The following is a 16,417-nucleotide window of genomic DNA, read 5'->3' on the forward strand; positions in this document are numbered from 1 at the left end:
GTAAGCGATGCCATGCGGCAGAGCAGGTGATAATGCCGCGCGGCACGACCACGGGACGAAGGCGATGGCAGAATGAAAGTGGACGCGTTGATCATCGGAGCCGGCGCCGCAGGGCTGATGTGCGCGATCGCCGCAGGACAGCGTGGTCGTCGCGTGTTGTTGGTCGATCACGCCAACAAAGTTGGCAAGAAAATCCTGATGTCCGGCGGTGGCCGCTGCAATTTCACCAACACAGGTGCCACGCCGGCGAATTATCTCTGCGCCAATCCGCACTTCGCCAAATCCGCGCTCGCGCGCTACACGCCGACGGATTTCATCGCGCTGGTGGAGAAACATCGCATCGCGTATCACGAGAAGGAACTCGGCCAGTTGTTCTGCGACGACTCGTCGAAACAGATTGTGCGCATGCTGCTGGACGAGTGCGCTGCCGCGAATGTTCGCGTGGAAACCGACTGCGGCGTGCAGCGGATACGCAAGGCGCCGGAAGGTTTCACCGTGACGACTGCGCGCGGCGACGTGCACGCCGAATCGCTGGTGATCGCCAGCGGCGGCCTGTCGATTCCCAGCATGGGCGCCAGCGGTTTCGGCTACGAGATCGCGCGGCAATTCGGCCACGCCGTGTTGCCGACGCGCGCAGGGCTGGTGCCGCTGACGCTGAGCGGAAAACATCAGGAGCACTATCAGGATCTCGCGGGCGTCGCGTTGCCGATGGTCGAAACGCGCGTCGGCAAACAGGCATTTCGTGCTGGCATGCTGTTCACGCATCGCGGCATCAGCGGGCCGTCGATCCTGCAGATTTCTTCATATTGGCAAGCCGGCGACGACCTGCGCATCGACCTGCTGCCTGATCACGGCGTTGGTGAATGGTTGCTCGAACAACGCGTGGCGCGACCGGCGGCCGAATTGAAAACGGTACTTGGCGATGTACTGCCGAAACGTCTTGCGCAGCGCCTGTGCGAGCAATGGTTCGAAAGCCGGCCGATGCGCCAGTATCACGACGCGGAGCTGCTGCAGATCGGCGCGCAACTTCACGCATGGCCGATTGTCGCCAGCGGCAGCGAAGGCTATCGCACGGCCGAAGTCACGTTGGGTGGCGTTGATACGGACGGCCTTTCGTCGAGCACTATGCAGTCGAAGCTCGTGCCGGGCCTTTACTTCATCGGCGAAGTCGTTGATGTCACCGGTTGGCTTGGCGGCTACAACTTCCAGTGGGCGTGGGCATCGGGGCAGGCGGCGGGCGAAGTCATCTAGTCACGATGCAGCGCTTCGTTGCCGACAGCGGCGCATCGTCGCGGCCAACGGCAATTTCGCGTCGTGTGCATCTTCCGCATGTTTCACTGCGCGCTGTTCGATTCTGAGGAAACCACATGAAAGTCGGATTTATCGGTCTGGGCGCGATGGGCAGCGCAATGGCCAGCAATCTCGTCGCGGCGGGTCACACACTCACCGTGTGGAATCGTTCGGAAGCGGCGGCGGCGCCCCTCGCGTCGCTTGGTGCCAAGGTGGCGCGCACGGTGGATCGCGCGGCGCAGGGCGAAGTGTTGTGCAGCATGCTGGCGAACGATCAGGCGGTGCGCGAGGTGATCCTCTACAGCGGCCTGCTCGATGCAATGGATCGCGGCACGGTGCACGTGAATCACGCGACGATCTCGGTCGCGCTGGCGAAGGAGTTGGTCGAAGAACATGCGAAGCGCGGACTCGAATACGTCGCCGCGCCCGTGTTCGGCCGACCGGACGCGGCGGCCGCGGCGAAGCTCAACATCCTGGTCGCGGGCAAGGCATCCGCGATCGATCGCGTGCGTCCATTGCTCGATGCGATGGCCGCCAAACTCTGGCCGATGGGCGATGCGCCCGAGCGTGCAAACGTGGCCAAGATCGCCGGCAATTTCATGCTCGCTTCCGCCATCGAAAGCATGGCCGAAGCGACGGCATTGACGCGCGCTTATGGCATCAGCGCCGCGGATTTTCTCGACGTGATGACCAACACCTTGTTCGCTTCGCCGGCGTATCAGGGTTACGGAAAACTGATCGCCGAGCAGCGCTTCAAGCCTGCGGGTTTTGCGTTGCCGCTGGGCTTCAAGGACATTGGGCTCGCGTTGAGCGCGGGCGAATCGGCGCGTGTGCCGTTGCCGTTTGCCGGCGTGCTGCGCGACAGCCTGCTCGAGGCAATGGGTGCCGGCGATCTCGATCTCGACTGGTCCGCGCTGGCGACCGTCGCTGCGCGTCGCGCGCATCTGGACGAACGCGACGCGGCAGCCAAAACCTCGTCGAATACAACGTCGAAAGACGACTAGCCGTCCGTCGTCCAGTCGAGCGTGCCATCGATCACCACGCGGCTGCGTCCACCGATCCAGATGACGTCGCCTTCGATGCGCGCCACCAGTCGCGCATCGTGTCCGATCTCGCGGCCTTGGCTCACGCGATAGCCGCGCGCCAGAGATCCGTGTGGTTCGACTTGTGCGATATAGGCTGCGATGGATCCATTGGCCGCGCCGGATGCGGGATCCTCGACGATGCCGACGCCAGCGGGAAAGGCGCGCACCACGAGCAGGTCGTCGGCTTCAACGCTTCGCGCGAAGGCGCACAAGCCCATGCTGTCGCTGGCCCGGGCCAGTGCGCCGATCGCCGCGTGATCAGGTTGCCACGCACGCAGGCTCGCTTCGTCCGCTACTTCGGCCAGCCACCAGCGTCGCCCGCCGTCGACGAGTGCGGGAGGCAGTCGGCCACACGATATGCCTTCAAGTGCTGCGGCCAGCAGCGGGTGCGTGTCGCGTCCCCTTTGCAGGACGCGACTGGGCGGCGATCGCAGGAACAGGTCTCGATCGGCCTCATCGCCTTCGACACGGATCGGCAACACGCCGGCGCCGCATTCCTGCCAGAGCAGGCCCTCGTGAGGTTGCGCGAGGTTGCAGACCATCGCGGCGTGCGCGCTGCCGATGCTCGGATGGCCGGCAAAAGGGATTTCCTTCTGCGGCGTGAAGATACGCACGCGATAGCTCGCCTTGGGATCGGTCGGCGCCAGCAGGAAGGTGGTTTCGACCAGCGCCGTCCATCGCGCGAAGCGCTGCATGTCGTCAGTGTTCCAGTCATTCGCGCCGACCACGACGCCAAGATGATTGCCGCCGCCAAGCGTGGCGGCAAAGACGTCCAGATGCAGATAGCGGAGCAAGGCGATGATTTCCGTGAGGCGGCGCGGCCGCGCAAGGCACATCATGATAGCCATGCGTGTGCATGGGTGACATCCATGTCCGCAGGCGTGATGTCGCAGAGAGTCGACAACGCAAGGGCGTGACGCCAAGATGCCGATCTTTGCCCTGCTTCTGTGGAACCTTTCATGCCGATCACCCTGATCATCATCGCCATCACCAGCGTCGTTTCATTCATGGCGTTGAAAAACGGTCGGCTGATGAACGATTTGATCCTGTGGCCCCCGGCCATCGCGCGTCAGCGCGAATATCACCGGCTGGTGACGTACGGCCTCGTGCACGCGGATTTCGGTCATCTGTTTTTCAACATGCTCACGCTGTATTTTTTCGGCCGGACGATGGAAGGATTTTTCTCGGCACGGCTGGGCACATTCGGTTTTGCGCTTTTCTACATCGGTGGCCTGGTGGTTTCCATCTTGCCGACGTACCTGAAGAACCGCACGAATCCCAACTATCGAAGCCTCGGTGCTTCCGGTGCGGTATCGGCGGTGCTTTTCGCTTTTATCCTGCTGGCGCCGTGGTCCACCATCAACGTGTTTTTCGCGCTGCCGATTCCCGCGATCATCTACGCGCTGCTCTATACCGGTTATTCGATCTACATGGATCGACGTGGCCAAGGCAACATCAACCACAGCGCGCATTTGTGGGGAGCGGCCTACGGCGTTGCATTCACCTTGCTGGTGGAACCGCGCGTGCTGCCGTATTTTCTCGACGCGCTTTCGCATCCGGGCACGCGCTGATTTCACCACGCGATCATCACATTCGCTTGCGCGAATTCGTGTTGAATGGTCGTCGCCGTTATTGATGCTCGATGAAATCGACGCGTGCATACTGGCTTCGTATCAACCGAACAACCGCAGGAGAACGAACGCATGGCTATGACCCGCAAGTCGGCAGCGAAAAAGTCCGCGGCAAAGAAGGCGTCACCGAAAAAAGCAGCAGCAAAGAAAGCGCCGGCGAAAAAGAAGACCTCGCTCGCCGCCAAGGGCAAGGCCTCTCCGCGCAAGGCAACGGCGAAGAAGGCGGCCGCAAGTAAAACCGCTAAAAAATCAGTCGCCAAGAAAACTGCACCCAAGAAGTCGGCGTCCAAAAAATCGATAGCCAAAAAGGCTTCGCCGCGCAAGGCCGCGGCAAAGAAGACAGCAAAGAAGACAGCAATTAAGAAAGTGGCAGCTCGAAAGGCGTCAGTTACATCCGCGACCAAAAAAGTCACAACCCGAAAGGTGGCCACCAAGCGCCCGGTCGCCAAAAAAGCCGTTCGCAAAATAACGGCTAGTCCGGCACCTGCCAGGCAGTCCGCGGCTCCCAAGGTCGCGACAAAACCCGCACCCGCCAGCAGGAAGAAGGCCTCGACTCCACGCTTGCCAGTCGATGCGCCCATCAAGCACATCAGCCCGGAAGAAGCCGTGGCGCACATCCAGGCGTTGCTCGAAGCGAAGCAGGAGCGCGTTCGCCAAGGTCCGACATGGCCGGGTGCCGAGTCGGTTCCGCATGGCGGCGATGACACGCACGCGGTCGATGCCACGTCGCCCGGTCTGTCCAGCGAAGCGGCCTACGGGCACAACCTAGCGCACCAACGTGGTGAGCAAAGCAAGCGCAAGGGCTGATTGGCCACATCGCCGTTCGCGGCACATGGCTGGCGGGTAAACGCCGCCCGGCCATGTGCCGCGAACTCAGTACGCATTCAACCGCCGCACGGTAGCTTTGCTGCATCATCACCGTGGAGGTGGATCATGAAACGTTTGCTTGCAGGTCTTGCGCTGGGCGCCGCAGTCGCGACGCTGTCGGGTTGTTACTACGATCCCGGATACAGCTACGTGCGTGGTACGACCTACGGTGGCGATGCGTATTACGGTGCCGCGACGCCGGTCTACAACGGCGCCTATTACGCACCGGGTTATTACGACGGGTACTACGGTGGCTATGGCTACGGTTGCTGCTACGCCCCGGGCGTGAGCATCGGCCTATATGGCGGATCGCGTTATCGCTATTACCGTGGCGGCCGCTATTACGGCGGTGGCTACTACCACGGTGGCGGTTACTACCATGGTGGCTATCACGGCGGTTATCACGGTCAGGGCGGCCATCCTTCCGGTGGGCACCCATCGCACAGCGGCGGATCGCATGGCGGTGGCCACGGTGGAAATCACCACTAGCGCTCGCGGGTGATTCGGTCACAATCTCGCGCATGTCGCGCCTTCGATTGCTGACCTTTCGGCTCACTCATTCAAGGCTCATCGTCCTGGCGACGGTGGGCCTTTTGCTTTGTGCGTGCGGCAGCCTGCGATACTACGGACAGGCGGTGCGGGGACAAAGCGCTTTGCTGATACATCGGCGTTCCCTGCCTCGCGTGCTGCAGGATCCCGCCACGGATTCCACGCTTGCAGCGCGGCTTCGGCTGGCACAACAGGCACGTCATTTCGCGTCGTCACATCTCGGCCTGCCCGACAACCGCAGCTACACCAGTTATGTCGAACTCAAACGACCCTACGTCGTGTGGAACGTCTTCGCCGCGCCGCGTTATTCGGTGGATGCGTTGTCGCAATGTTTTCCGATCGCGGGTTGCGTGGCTTACCGCGGATGGTTTGCACAGAAAGATGCGCAGGCGAACGCCGTGCAACTTCGGTCACAAGGCAACGATGTGTGGGTCGGTGGCGTGCCGGCGTATTCCACGCTTGGCTGGTTTGCCGACCCGATCCTGAGCAGCATGCTGAGCTGGGATGACGACGAACTCGACAGCACGATCTTCCACGAGCTCGCGCACCAGCTGATCTACATCAAGGACGACACGGCCTTCAACGAATCGTTCGCTACCTTCGTGCAGGACGAAGGCCTGCGTGAGTGGCGCGCATCGCGAGGTTTGCCGACACGGGAGGATCGCGCGGAGGCGATGGATGACGGTTTCACGCAGTTGGTGCTCGATCTACGCGCGCACCTGAAGACGCTCTACGCCAGCGGTGCGAGCGAGCCGGCAATGGCGTCGGGAAAACAGCGGGAAATCGAAGCATTCCGTGCGCGTTATGCACAATGGCGAGATAGCCATTGGCCGGGTGATCGCCGTTACGATACGTGGGTTGCGCATCCGATCAACAACGCGCGGCTACTTCCCTTCGGACTCTACGATCAATGGACGCCTGCATTTGCGTTGCTGTTTCAGCGTGCGGGAAAACAGTGGCCAGCGTTCTACGGCAGCGTGCGCGATATCGCTGCGCTCTCCATGACGCAGCGCGATCAACGACTGCGCGCACTGCTGACTGAAGCTGGTTCGACGAACACATCGTCAGGCCGCTGATCTACGGCGTCATCTTGTGTTTTTCCATGTAACGCAGATACGCCAGCACGGCATCGAGATCGGCATCGGGAAGCGTGTTCTTGTCGAGCCCATGCATCTTCGCCTGCGGCCAATGCCGCAAGGTCTGCGGATCGCGAATGAAGGCGCGCAGCAGATCGTCGCGCAGATATTCAGTCGGGTTGTGCGGAATATTCAGATCGGGACCGAGCTTCACGTCACCTTGGCCGTTGAGCGTATGGCATGCGAAACACGTCCGCTGGAAAGCGGCGAATCCGTGGCGGATATCGCTGTCTGCAGGCACCGTTGCATCCGGCACGATCGAAGGAAAACGATTGTCGACCGCACGCAACGCTCGAATCGCCTCGACCTGATAAGGCCATTGTTCAGAGCCGATGTGGCTGGATGACGGATCGGTCCAGACCAGATAGAACGGGCCCGCATGTCCCTCGCCTCGTTCCAGTGCAGGCCAGGGTTGCGAAGGATCCTCGATGGCGAGCCAGGCCTGCGCACCACCTGTCTTGAGCAGAAGGCGGCCATCGATCTCCGTGGCAAATCCATCGGCACCGACGAACTGCACATGCGTCGTGGGTTCAAGGTCCGTCAACAGGACTCGCAACGGTAAAGCGCGATAACGCATCGAGCGCTTGAACGCGATATCTGCCGGAATGGTGACGGTGCGAACGTCCGGTCGCGCCAGCAGTTCGGCGGTGGTGTAGCTGCGCGCGCCATGTCCGAGATCGACGTTGAGCCGGGCCGCAAAGACTGGCCACGTGACGCAGAAAAGCAGCAGACCCAGCCATTGCGACCGTATTCTCATGGGATGCTCCGAAACGGAACTCGATTGTAGGGCGCGATATGCACGCGCGGCCTCGAAATGGAAACGGCTTGCCCTCACCTTCGAACAACAACTGCTGGCTTCGCTCATGGCCGACACATCCGCCCCAACTTTTTTTGAACAATTCCCGATGCGACGCGTGCGCAGTGATGCGCTTGAGGATGTGCTGCGCGATAGCTCGGAACCGCTGAGCATCCTGTTTCTGTGGGGACGCGATTGCCCCAACTGCGACGTGGCCAAGCGCGCCATGTTGCTGGCGAGCGAGCGCTTCCAGTGGCCGCAGGTACGATGGCTGCACGACAACGTCTATGACGATCCGGACATGGCGACACGCTTCGGTTTGCACGGCATTCCCGCGTTCTTCGTCTTTCATGGCGCGCGCAAGCTCGGACGCATCACCGCATGGCCGGGTGCCGATGCGTTTGCGGCAGCGATAGAGAAACAGGTCACGTTTCTGTCCGCGAGCCTGTCGATAACCTGAACATAATTCAACATGCACGTTGAACTCACACACCTGCGGCCACACTAAGCACATGTATCGCCGTGATGGCGACCAGAAGTGGCGCAAGACATCGTGTCACTGAGGGGCTGGCCCTTTCTCCCCCGGAGGCCGCCTGACAAACCCCATCAGTCCTCCCCTGGCTGATGGGGTTTTTTTTGCCTTGGATAAATACACCGTGCTCTCGCATGGATAATGAGCGTGCGCTGTTCCAGCGCGCGCTTCTGGCCACCGATGATCATCGAATCACTGCTCGACACCGACCTGTACAAGTTTTCAATGATGCAGGTGGTACTGCATCAGTATCCTGCCGCAGAGGTCGAGTACCGTTTCAAGTGCCGCAACGCGGGCATCGACCTGGTGCCGTACATCGACGAGATCCGCGCGGAGCTGGCGGCGCTGTGCCAGCTGCGTTTCACGACCGACGAGCTCGACTATCTGCGCACGTGGCGTTTCATCAAGAGCGACTTCGTCGATTTTCTAGGGTTGTTCCAGCTCAACGAGAAATATGTCGACATCGAGCCTGCCGACTCGGGCAACGGCGAGATTGAGATTCGTATCAACGGTCCTTGGCTGCACACGATCCTGTTTGAAGTGCCGCTGCTGGCGATCGTCAACGAGGTGTATTTCCGCCGCACCAGCGCCGACCTCGATCTGACAGAAGGCCGTCGACGACTGCACGAAAAGATTGCGCTGTTGCGCGACACGCCGGGGTACGCCGCCTGCCGGATCGCCGACTACGGCACGCGTCGACGCTATTCCCGTATATGGCAAGGCGAAGTCGTGACGACATTGCGTGACGAACTTGGCGCGCAACTGGCCGGCACCAGCAACGTGTGGCTGGCGCGCAAGCTCGGCCTGACGCCACTCGGTACGCTGGCGCACGAATATTTGCAGGCGCATCAGGCGCTCGGTCCGCGCCTGCGTGATTCGCAGGTGGCGGCGCTGGATGCCTGGGCGAAGGAATATCGCGGCGACCTCGGCATCGCGCTTTCGGACGTCTATGGCCTCAATGCGTTCCTGCGCGATTTCGACATGTACTTCTGCAAGCTGTTTGACGGCACGCGGCATGATTCGGGCGATCCGTTCGAATGGGGCGACAAGGTGCTCGCGCACTATCAGGCGAACCGGGTCGATCCGCGCAGCAAGATCCTGGTTTTCAGCGATGGCCTGGATGTGCCCAAGGTGATGCAGCTATACGAACACTTTCGTGATCGCTGCCTGCTCGCCTTCGGCATCGGTACCAACCTCACCAACGACGTCGGCCCGACGCCGCTGCAGATCGTGATCAAGATGATCCGCTGCAACGGCCAGCCGGTGGCCAAGCTCAGCGACTCGCCCGGCAAAAACATGTGCGACGACAAGGCATACGTGGCATATCTGCGACAGGTTTTCGAGATTCCCGACGAACAGGGCTGATCGCCGGAACGCGGCCCGTTGCGTGTAAGGAACCTCACGCCCGATGGCGTAGACTGCCTGATGGATTCATCCGACGGAGCGCGATCAATGACCAGTGTCTACGACTTCACCGCCCGCGATATCGACGGAAGCCCGCGCTCGCTCGCCGAATGGCGCGGCAAGATGCTGCTGGTCGTCAATGTCGCCTCCAAGTGCGGTTTCACTCCGCAGTACGAAGGACTGGAAACGTTGTGGCAGGATCAACGCGATCGCGGCCTCGTGGTATTGGGTTTTCCGTGCGATCAGTTCGGCCATCAGGAACCGGGTAACGAAGCGGACATCAAGACGTTCTGCAGTACGCAGTACGACGTCACGTTTCCGATGTTCGCCAAGGTCGAGGTCAACGGCGAACACGCCGATCCGCTCTATCAATGGCTGAAGAGCGAAGGCAAGGGCATCCTCGGCAGCGAATCGATCAAATGGAATTTCACGAAATTCCTGGTCGGTACCGATGGGCAGGTCATCAAGCGCTACGCGCCGACCGACACGCCGGAAAAAATCGGCAAGGACACACTGGCGCGGCTCAGCGCCTGAGTCGTCGAACAGCTCGCAGCGTTCTCAGCTGCGGCCGATGAACCCCGCCAGCATCACGGCAATCGCGTCCACGTCGCTGCTCGCACGTGGGCTCTGCGCGGACGGCAGGTAGTTGTTGAGCATGATCGCGAACGCGACGTGCTCGCCGGCCGCGGTGGTGACATAACCCGCGAGGCAATGCACGTACATCATGTTGCCGGTTTTCGCGCGCACGTTGCCTGCAGCCGCCGTGCCGCGCATGCGCGCGGTCAGCGTGCCGTCCACGCCGGCGTCAGGCAGGGCGTCCTGCAACGCGTTTGCGTAAGGCTGCACCGCCAGATAGGCAAGCAGCCGCACCATCGCGTTGGGTGTCACGAGGTCGCGACGCGACAGCCCGGTGCCTTCGGTGATCTGACTATCCGACGTGGTGACGCCAATTTTCTCCAGCAGGCGATGCATCGCGCGGATGCCGTAGCTTTCCGCATTCGCGAAGCCCGCAGGTGGGTCTGGATCGGTTGCGCGCTGCTGCGCACCGACGCTCAGCAGAAGGTTCTGCAGATAGAGATTCTGCGAACGCTTCAGGCCTTGCTGCAGGATGTCGAGCAACGGTGGCGACAGCACTTCGCCAAGCGTCGTGGCATGCGCGAGCAGGGTTGAATCGTCCTGCGGCCAGTGCATCACCACGAGCTTGCCGGTGACACGAATGCCGTGATCGAGCAGGGCTTGCCGCAGTCGCTTGCCGGCCAGCAACGCCGGATCCGGCAAGGCGAGTCGGAAGTGCTGCGGCGTCCTGCGCGCGGCAATGCTCCCGAAGATGTGCAAGCTGTTTTCACCCGGTGCGCGATACAGATTGATGTCGTCTCGCGAGCGTGCGGCACCGGTGACGAGTCTGCCTTCCACCGGCCATGCGGCATCGGCGGGCGTGAACGCCACTTGCGCCGAATCGCCCACCGCGCGCGCAGGGCTGACTGTCAACTCGGCCACGTTCTCCTGGACGCTCAGTGCCGACGATGGAACCGCAAACCAGCTCTGCAGGTCGCCTGCTTCCCAGCCAGAGCCGAACGATGGACTGGCGAAATAGCTGTCGTCGGCGACGAGGTCGCCGTGTACGAATCGGATGCCGCGCGCGGCCAGCTGGCCGGCCAGCTGATCGGCCCACGCGGCGCTCATCGTTGTACCAAGCGTCGGGTCGCCCATGCCATACAGAATCAGCTGGCCTTCCAGACGGCCATTCCGCAAGACGCCGTTGGCCATGACGCGGGTCGGAAATCGATAATCCGGCCCGAGCGTAGCGAGGCTTGTTGCTGCCGTAAAAAGCTTGGCGGTGGAGGCGGGCTGCAACAGCTGATCGGCGTGATGCGCGTACAGCGTGCGGCCGCTGTCCAGCGACACCACCGCGATCCCCCAATCGGCTGCGGCGAAGCGGGGTTGCGCAATATGCGCGTCAATCCGTCCCGCGAGTTCCGCGAGCGTGGGTGCGCCAATGGCCGTCGCACCGGCTGCCGGCGTCTGCGACGGCATCGCCAGCAGCGCGATGCACAACAGCCCGAAAGAGATCAGAGGACGGTGGCGATGGCGCGGAGCAGTCATCCACGGAGTATCCCTAATCTTCACGTGCAGCGCAGGAGTCGTCGACGTCGGTTCTGGTAATCTTCGCCGTTCGTGTCGGCACGTGGCCGGCGGACTTGAACCTCTATTCGCGAGACTGTCATGCAGATTGCCCACAACGCCGTTGCCGCCTTCCACTACACGCTGACCGATGACAAGGGCCAGGTCGTCGACAGCTCCGAAGGTCGCGATCCGCTGACCTACCTGCACGGCAGCGGGCAGATCGTACCGGGCCTGGAGAAGCAGATGGAAGGCCGCGTGGTCGGCGACAAATTCACCGCCCATGTCGCGCCGGAAGAAGGTTACGGCGTGCACCATCCCGAGCTGATGCAGGAAGTGCCGAAGGAGGCGTTCCAGGGCGTGGAAGATATCCAGCCCGGCATGCAGTTCCAGGGCCGTGGCCCGCAGGGCGAAATCAATGTCACCGTGACAAAGATCGAAGGCGACAAGGTATTTATCGACGGCAATCATCCTCTGGCCGGCCAGACCCTGCATTTCGCTGTCGAAGTGACCGGTGTGCGCGCCGCGACCGAAGAGGAATTGCAGCACGGTCACGTGCACGGCGAGGGCGGTCATCACCACTGATCGTCGCGACGCGCATCGCATGCAGCGTTTGCGCATTGCCATCGTAGGCTACGGCGCCGCCGGTCAGGCGGCGTCGTTGTTTCTGTCGCGACAAGGGCACGAACTCAGCGTTTTCGAGCAGGCATCCGAACCCGGCCCGGTCGGCGCGGGATTCCTGCTGCAACTGACCGGGCTGGGCGTGCTGGAGCGGCTCGGCCTGCACGCGAAAGCGCTGGAGCACGGGCAACGCATCGACCACTTGTTCGGCTGCAATCAGCGCGGCCGTCGCGTGATGGACATGCGTTATGCCGATCATTCGCCAACTTGCTTCGGCCTCGGCCTCACGCGCGGCGCGCTGTTTGAACTCCTGCGTGATGCGTACCCGGAGGCGTCGCAAATCCATACCGGCGTGCGCATCGTGTCGATCGACGAAGACGAATCGCGACTCCTCGACGGCCATGGAAAATCATACGGTCCGTTCGATCTGATCGTCGCCGCCGATGGCGCGCAGTCCTGCCTGCGCAACACGATGCCCGCCTTGGTACGTCGCCATCCGGTTTATCCATGGGGCGCTGTGTGGGCACTGGTGCCGGCAGGCGACTGGCCGCACATGGACACACTGCATCAGCGCTACTGCGGGACGCGCGAAATGATCGGCCTGCTGCCGGTGGGACATCGGGCAGATCGTGAGGGTCGCTGGCTGACATTCTTTTTCAGCCTGCCGGGCGATCAGGTAGATGGTTTCGACGAGGTCGCACTGATGCACATGCGCGAGCGCGTAGCGCAGCTATGGCCCGAGGCGTTGCCGCTGCTTGCGCAGATCGACGCACCTGAAAAACTGCATCGCGCGCGCTATCGCGACGTGCAATTGCATCGGCCGGTGACCGGGTGCGTGGTGTTCATCGGCGATGCCGCGCATGCGATGAGTCCGCAGCTCGGTCAGGGCGTCAACATGGCACTGCTGGATGCCGAAGCGCTGGCCGACGCGCTCGACGGTGATATCGCCATTGATGCGGCATTGCGGATTTATGCGCAGCATCGTCGTTCGCATCTGGACGTCTATCAGCGAATCAGTCGCTGGCTGACGCCGCTGTTCCAGTCCGAACACGATCGCCTGGCGTGGCTGCGCGACATGGCGTTCAGGCCACTGGGCAACATGCCGCTGGCGAAAGGCCAGATGCTGAAAATACTGACCGGCACCAAGCGGAGTTGGTGGCGCTGAAACCGAAACAATCCGGCGAAGAGGAGTCGCCGGATCGCAGCGTCATCAATACCAGTCGAGCAACGACACGCCCACGCCGACGTAGGTTGCGTTGTGGTTGTAGTCGATCAGGCTTTCGCCGTAGCCCTTGAACACTTCCGCGTAACCACGCAGGTTGCCTGCGACGGGGAAGCTCCAGCTGAATCGTCCCGAGCCGTGCTGACGACTGCCACCGCGGAATGAATCGCGAAGAGTCATGCCGAATTCCTGGCCGCGCCATTCGTGCACGATCTGCACTTCGCCGCGGCCCATGTAATCGCTGATGTCGGGGTTGTTGTCGTCCACGCGCGATTCGGGAATGCGCCACCACGGACGGATCATCACCGTCCAGCTATCGCGCTCGAAACCGATGTCGCCAATCACGCGGTTCCAGCTACGCGACAGCGGGTTATCGCGCCCGTTGGATTGATGATCGACACCGATGCCAAGCAGTCGCCCATCCCAGCCGAACACGTGGTAATTGGTGTTGAACACCAGCAATGCCTCGGGCTCGTAATCGGTTTCGCGAAACGGCCGCGACTGCGCTTCGTTGTAGACCTGCCAGTGCGAGGACTGGGTATACGCCACCCACAAATCGCCGACGTCGCCGAACACGCCTTGCCAGATTTTCGTCTTGAGGCTCAGCTGAAACTTCGCTTCGAGGTTGTCGAGTTGTTCGCTCTGCGTGACCGTGTTTTCGGGATTGGGGCTGGACGGTTTCTTGTTCTGGTTGCTGGTGGCGAACACCGGCATCAGATACAGCGGCTTGTAGCCACGCACGTTGAACGTGCCCAGTTTGCTTTCCGAGGTAAGTTCCCAGCGGCTGTCCAGCAGCGACAGCGGTCGCGACACTTCAGTGTTCGCTTCTGCAGTGGATGAAGTGCGATCGCGACTGAAGACGCCGGGCGTCGCGGTCGATTGATCCATGCGCTTTTTCGCCGCGGGCAGATTCACGCGACCGGTCGCATGGTCGTAGCAAGCCAGGCGCTGGCTATCGCTTTCGACCGCCGTGCAGGCGCGAATGTCGGTGGGATCGGGATTCTGCGCATGTGCCGGGCGAACCCCGGCCGCAGCGATCAATGCCAGCGGAACGGCGGCGAAGTAAGGCTTCATCGAAAACTCCCCAATTGAAATCATGTTTGCCAGATCGACCGGACGTTCGCACTGCGCATCAAAAAAGAAGCGCGTCTTCGTCAACAATGGCCCGGCCACAAACGCATTGTGGCCGGGCCGGAGTGTCAACGGGAAAGCGTGAAGCGAAAACTGACTACTGCGGCTGCTTCATCCAGTGCGTGTACTCGGATTTGCTGACTTTGCCGTTCTTGTTGGTATCGGCGTTAATGAAATCATTCGCCAGCGGTGGGTAGGCAGCGGCCTGATCTTCGGAGATCGACTTGCCGCCACCGGAGAGTTGCTCGAACGATGGCGCCGGTCCAATCGTCGGTGCCGGTGCCGGGCTGCTGTTGACCGTGACCTGTCCCTGCGGCGTCTGGTTGGTGGCCGACGTTTGATCACCCGCGGGCGGAGCGGGCTGTGCCGGATCAGCAGGAGGTGCAGCCTGTGCCGGATCGGCCGCCGGTGCTGGCTGTGCCTGATCGGCAGGCGCTGCCGGCGGCGGAGGCGGAGGCGGCATCGGTGCCTCGGGTGCGGGTGGCGGCGGTGGTGGCGGCGTGTCTTGCGCGAGCAGCGCGCCGCCGAACATCAGCGAACTTGCAACGAGTGTGGACAACAGAAGCTTGCGAGATTTCATTATCGATACTCCATGCCAGAATGCAGTGGTGGTTCTTTCGTTCGCACGCTTTGGAAGCGTTGCGGGCTCTGCCGAACCGGTTGCCGAACTCGAGATCACGCTAGCAAAGGGTTTGTAAATGCCGGCTCAATATCCTGGTCATGAATCCGTGAAGATGCCGTGTCGTTGAGCTCCGCTTCATCCGAACCACGCGCAATGAGCCTGCATCACGCACGCCTTCTGCAACTGGCTGCACAAGGATTGCTGCAACCCCTTCGCCGCGCCGCTAAACCGGCAGATGTCATTGAGACCGTCGGGCGCATGCGCCTGCTGCAGATCGACACAATTCACGTCGTGGCGCGCAGTCCTTACCTCGTGCTGCATTCGCGGCTGGGCGACTATCCGCCGAACTGGCTCGACGAAGCGTTGGCCGAAGGTCGGCTTGCCGAATGCTGGGCACACGAAGCGTGTTTCGTCACGGCATCGGATATCGGTTTGCATCGCAGTTCGCTGGTACATCGTGCGCATCACTGGTCGTATCGCAATGCCGAGCGCATGCATCGCGAACAGCGCGCCGACATGGATGCCTTGCTGGAAAGAATTCGCGAGACCGGTCCGGTGCGTGCCGCGGACTTTGCGCGCGCAGACGATGCACCCGCGGTGACACCTGGATGGTGGGCGTGGAAACCGGAGAAGCGCTGGCTGGAAGCGTGGTTTGCGCTGGGCGAGTTGATGGTGAAACGGCGCGAACGATTCCAGCGAGTGTACGACACGGCGGAGAACGTGCTGGCCGGACTCGATCCGCCGTTCGATCCTTCTGCGAACGCGTTGTCCACGAGCGAATTGCGGCGACGCTTCATCGTCGACAGCGTGCGCGCGCTGGGTGTGACGCAAGCCGGGTGGATCGCCGATTACTATCGCCTGCGGCCTGCGGTCACCGACAAGGAACTGACTTCACTGGTGAGCAGCGGCGAATTGCTCGTGGTCAATGTGCAAGGCTGGAAAGTGCCCGCCTATGTGCACAAGGATCACGCCGGGTTGCTGGACAAGGCTATGCATGGACGGCTGCGCGCCACACTGACAACGCTGCTGTCGCCGTTTGATCCGCTCGTGTGGGATCGCGCACGCGCGCTGGCGATGTTCGATTTCGAATACACCATCGAGTGCTACACGCCGGAAGCGAAACGGCGCTACGGATATTTCGTGTTGCCGATTTTGCATCGCGGAAAGCTGGTCGGCCGTCTCGATGCGAAAGCCCATCGTGCGACGGGCGTGTTCGAGATCAAGGCGATGTTCCTGGAACCGTGCGTGTCGCCGGAAGCGACGCTGATAAGCGCGTTGGCTGAAGCAATCAGCGGCACGGCGCGCTGGCACGGCACGCCGAAACTGCGATGGGGCCGTTCACAACCTGCCGGCCTGGGGAAATTGTTGCGCGCGGCGTGTGCTCAAACTTCAAGCTGATCGTTGCCCGAA

The 16,417-nt window shown here is 61.7% G+C and carries 17 protein-coding genes; 12 read left to right on the forward strand and 5 right to left on the reverse strand.

The features are described 5' to 3' along the window. The first annotated feature begins 72 nt into the window (after positions 1-72). Positions 73-1,251 carry an NAD(P)/FAD-dependent oxidoreductase gene (locus GSQ73_RS17255; RefSeq protein WP_158886189.1) on the forward strand — a complete coding sequence of 393 codons (1,179 nt, stop codon included), beginning with the start codon at positions 73-75 and terminating at the stop codon, positions 1,249-1,251. Between the two features lie 116 nt (positions 1,252-1,367). Continuing rightward, positions 1,368-2,294, forward strand: a complete 927-nt coding sequence (locus tag GSQ73_RS17260) for an NAD(P)-dependent oxidoreductase (protein WP_158886191.1) — start codon at positions 1,368-1,370, stop codon at positions 2,292-2,294. Here the strand turns inward: GSQ73_RS17260 and GSQ73_RS17265 are convergent. Continuing rightward, positions 2,291-3,175, reverse strand: a complete 885-nt coding sequence (locus GSQ73_RS17265; RefSeq protein ID WP_158886609.1) for a PhzF family phenazine biosynthesis protein — start codon at positions 3,173-3,175, stop codon at positions 2,291-2,293. The genes GSQ73_RS17260 and GSQ73_RS17265 overlap by 4 nt on opposite strands. A gap of 159 nt (positions 3,176-3,334) precedes the next feature. Between GSQ73_RS17265 and GSQ73_RS17270 the strand changes: the two genes are divergently transcribed. The 4 genes from GSQ73_RS17270 (at position 3,335) to GSQ73_RS17285 (ending at position 6,498) form a co-directional block, all read left to right on the forward strand. After that, positions 3,335-3,946 (forward strand): rhomboid family intramembrane serine protease, encoded by a 612-nt coding sequence (locus tag GSQ73_RS17270; protein ID WP_158886193.1) that lies wholly within the window; start codon positions 3,335-3,337, stop codon positions 3,944-3,946. Between the two features lie 132 nt (positions 3,947-4,078). Then, positions 4,079-4,813 (forward strand): hypothetical protein, encoded by a 735-nt coding sequence (locus tag GSQ73_RS17940; protein WP_216844797.1) that lies wholly within the window; start codon positions 4,079-4,081, stop codon positions 4,811-4,813. Positions 4,814-4,939: 126 nt separating this feature from the next. Then, positions 4,940-5,362 carry a hypothetical protein gene (locus GSQ73_RS17280; RefSeq protein WP_158886195.1) on the forward strand — a complete coding sequence of 141 codons (423 nt, stop codon included), beginning with the start codon at positions 4,940-4,942 and terminating at the stop codon, positions 5,360-5,362. A 32-nt stretch (positions 5,363-5,394) separates the two neighbouring features. Beyond that, positions 5,395-6,498, forward strand: coding sequence for an aminopeptidase (locus tag GSQ73_RS17285; protein ID WP_174236114.1), 1,104 nt, complete (start codon positions 5,395-5,397; stop codon positions 6,496-6,498). Position 6,499: 1 nt separating this feature from the next. Here the strand turns inward: GSQ73_RS17285 and GSQ73_RS17290 are convergent, their stop codons facing one another. Further along, complete coding sequence (locus GSQ73_RS17290) at positions 6,500-7,315, reverse strand: cytochrome c (protein ID WP_158886197.1); 816 nt, start codon at positions 7,313-7,315, stop codon at positions 6,500-6,502. 106 nt (positions 7,316-7,421) lie between these two features. On the opposite strand from GSQ73_RS17290, the gene GSQ73_RS17295 reads away from it, so the two are divergent. The 3 genes from GSQ73_RS17295 (at position 7,422) to GSQ73_RS17305 (ending at position 9,824) form a co-directional block, all read left to right on the forward strand. Next, the gene (locus tag GSQ73_RS17295; protein WP_158886199.1) at positions 7,422-7,814 is read left to right on the forward strand and encodes a thioredoxin family protein; all 393 of its coding nucleotides are present in this window, start codon (positions 7,422-7,424) and stop codon (positions 7,812-7,814) included. Between the two features lie 252 nt (positions 7,815-8,066). Further along, on the forward strand, positions 8,067-9,251 hold the full coding sequence (gene pncB / locus GSQ73_RS17300) for a nicotinate phosphoribosyltransferase (protein ID WP_158886613.1): 1,185 nt from the start codon (positions 8,067-8,069) through the stop codon (positions 9,249-9,251). Between the two features lie 87 nt (positions 9,252-9,338). Beyond that, complete coding sequence (locus GSQ73_RS17305) at positions 9,339-9,824, forward strand: glutathione peroxidase (protein WP_158886201.1); 486 nt, start codon at positions 9,339-9,341, stop codon at positions 9,822-9,824. A 24-nt stretch (positions 9,825-9,848) separates the two neighbouring features. Here GSQ73_RS17305 and dacB read toward each other — a convergent pair whose 3' ends face one another. Beyond that, positions 9,849-11,393, reverse strand: coding sequence for a D-alanyl-D-alanine carboxypeptidase/D-alanyl-D-alanine-endopeptidase (gene dacB / locus GSQ73_RS17310; protein ID WP_158886203.1), 1,545 nt, complete (start codon positions 11,391-11,393; stop codon positions 9,849-9,851). Positions 11,394-11,513: 120 nt separating this feature from the next. On the opposite strand from dacB, the gene GSQ73_RS17315 reads away from it, so the two are divergent. Both GSQ73_RS17315 and GSQ73_RS17320 read left to right on the forward strand, forming a co-directional pair. Next, a complete protein-coding gene (locus tag GSQ73_RS17315) occupies positions 11,514-11,996 on the forward strand; it encodes a peptidylprolyl isomerase (RefSeq protein ID WP_158886205.1) in 483 nt (160 codons plus the stop codon). A 19-nt stretch (positions 11,997-12,015) separates the two neighbouring features. After that, positions 12,016-13,197: an NAD(P)/FAD-dependent oxidoreductase gene (locus tag GSQ73_RS17320; protein WP_254063442.1), complete on the forward strand. Its 1,182-nt coding sequence runs from the start codon at positions 12,016-12,018 to the stop codon at positions 13,195-13,197. A 45-nt stretch (positions 13,198-13,242) separates the two neighbouring features. Here the strand turns inward: GSQ73_RS17320 and GSQ73_RS17325 are convergent, their stop codons facing one another. Together GSQ73_RS17325 and GSQ73_RS17330 are read right to left on the reverse strand one after the other, a co-directional pair. Next, the gene (locus tag GSQ73_RS17325; protein ID WP_158886207.1) at positions 13,243-14,328 is read right to left on the reverse strand and encodes a phospholipase A; all 1,086 of its coding nucleotides are present in this window, start codon (positions 14,326-14,328) and stop codon (positions 13,243-13,245) included. Positions 14,329-14,482: 154 nt separating this feature from the next. Beyond that, positions 14,483-14,965 carry a hypothetical protein gene (locus GSQ73_RS17330; RefSeq protein ID WP_158886209.1) on the reverse strand — a complete coding sequence of 161 codons (483 nt, stop codon included), beginning with the start codon at positions 14,963-14,965 and terminating at the stop codon, positions 14,483-14,485. 195 nt (positions 14,966-15,160) lie between these two features. Here GSQ73_RS17330 and GSQ73_RS17335 point away from each other — a divergent pair, with 195 nt between their 5' ends. Beyond that, positions 15,161-16,405, forward strand: coding sequence for a crosslink repair DNA glycosylase YcaQ family protein (locus tag GSQ73_RS17335; RefSeq protein ID WP_158886211.1), 1,245 nt, complete (start codon positions 15,161-15,163; stop codon positions 16,403-16,405). Positions 16,406-16,417 lie beyond the last annotated feature (12 nt).

The organism is Rhodanobacter sp. L36 (genome assembly GCF_009765755.1).
Classification (GTDB): Bacteria; Pseudomonadota; Gammaproteobacteria; order Xanthomonadales; family Rhodanobacteraceae; genus Rhodanobacter.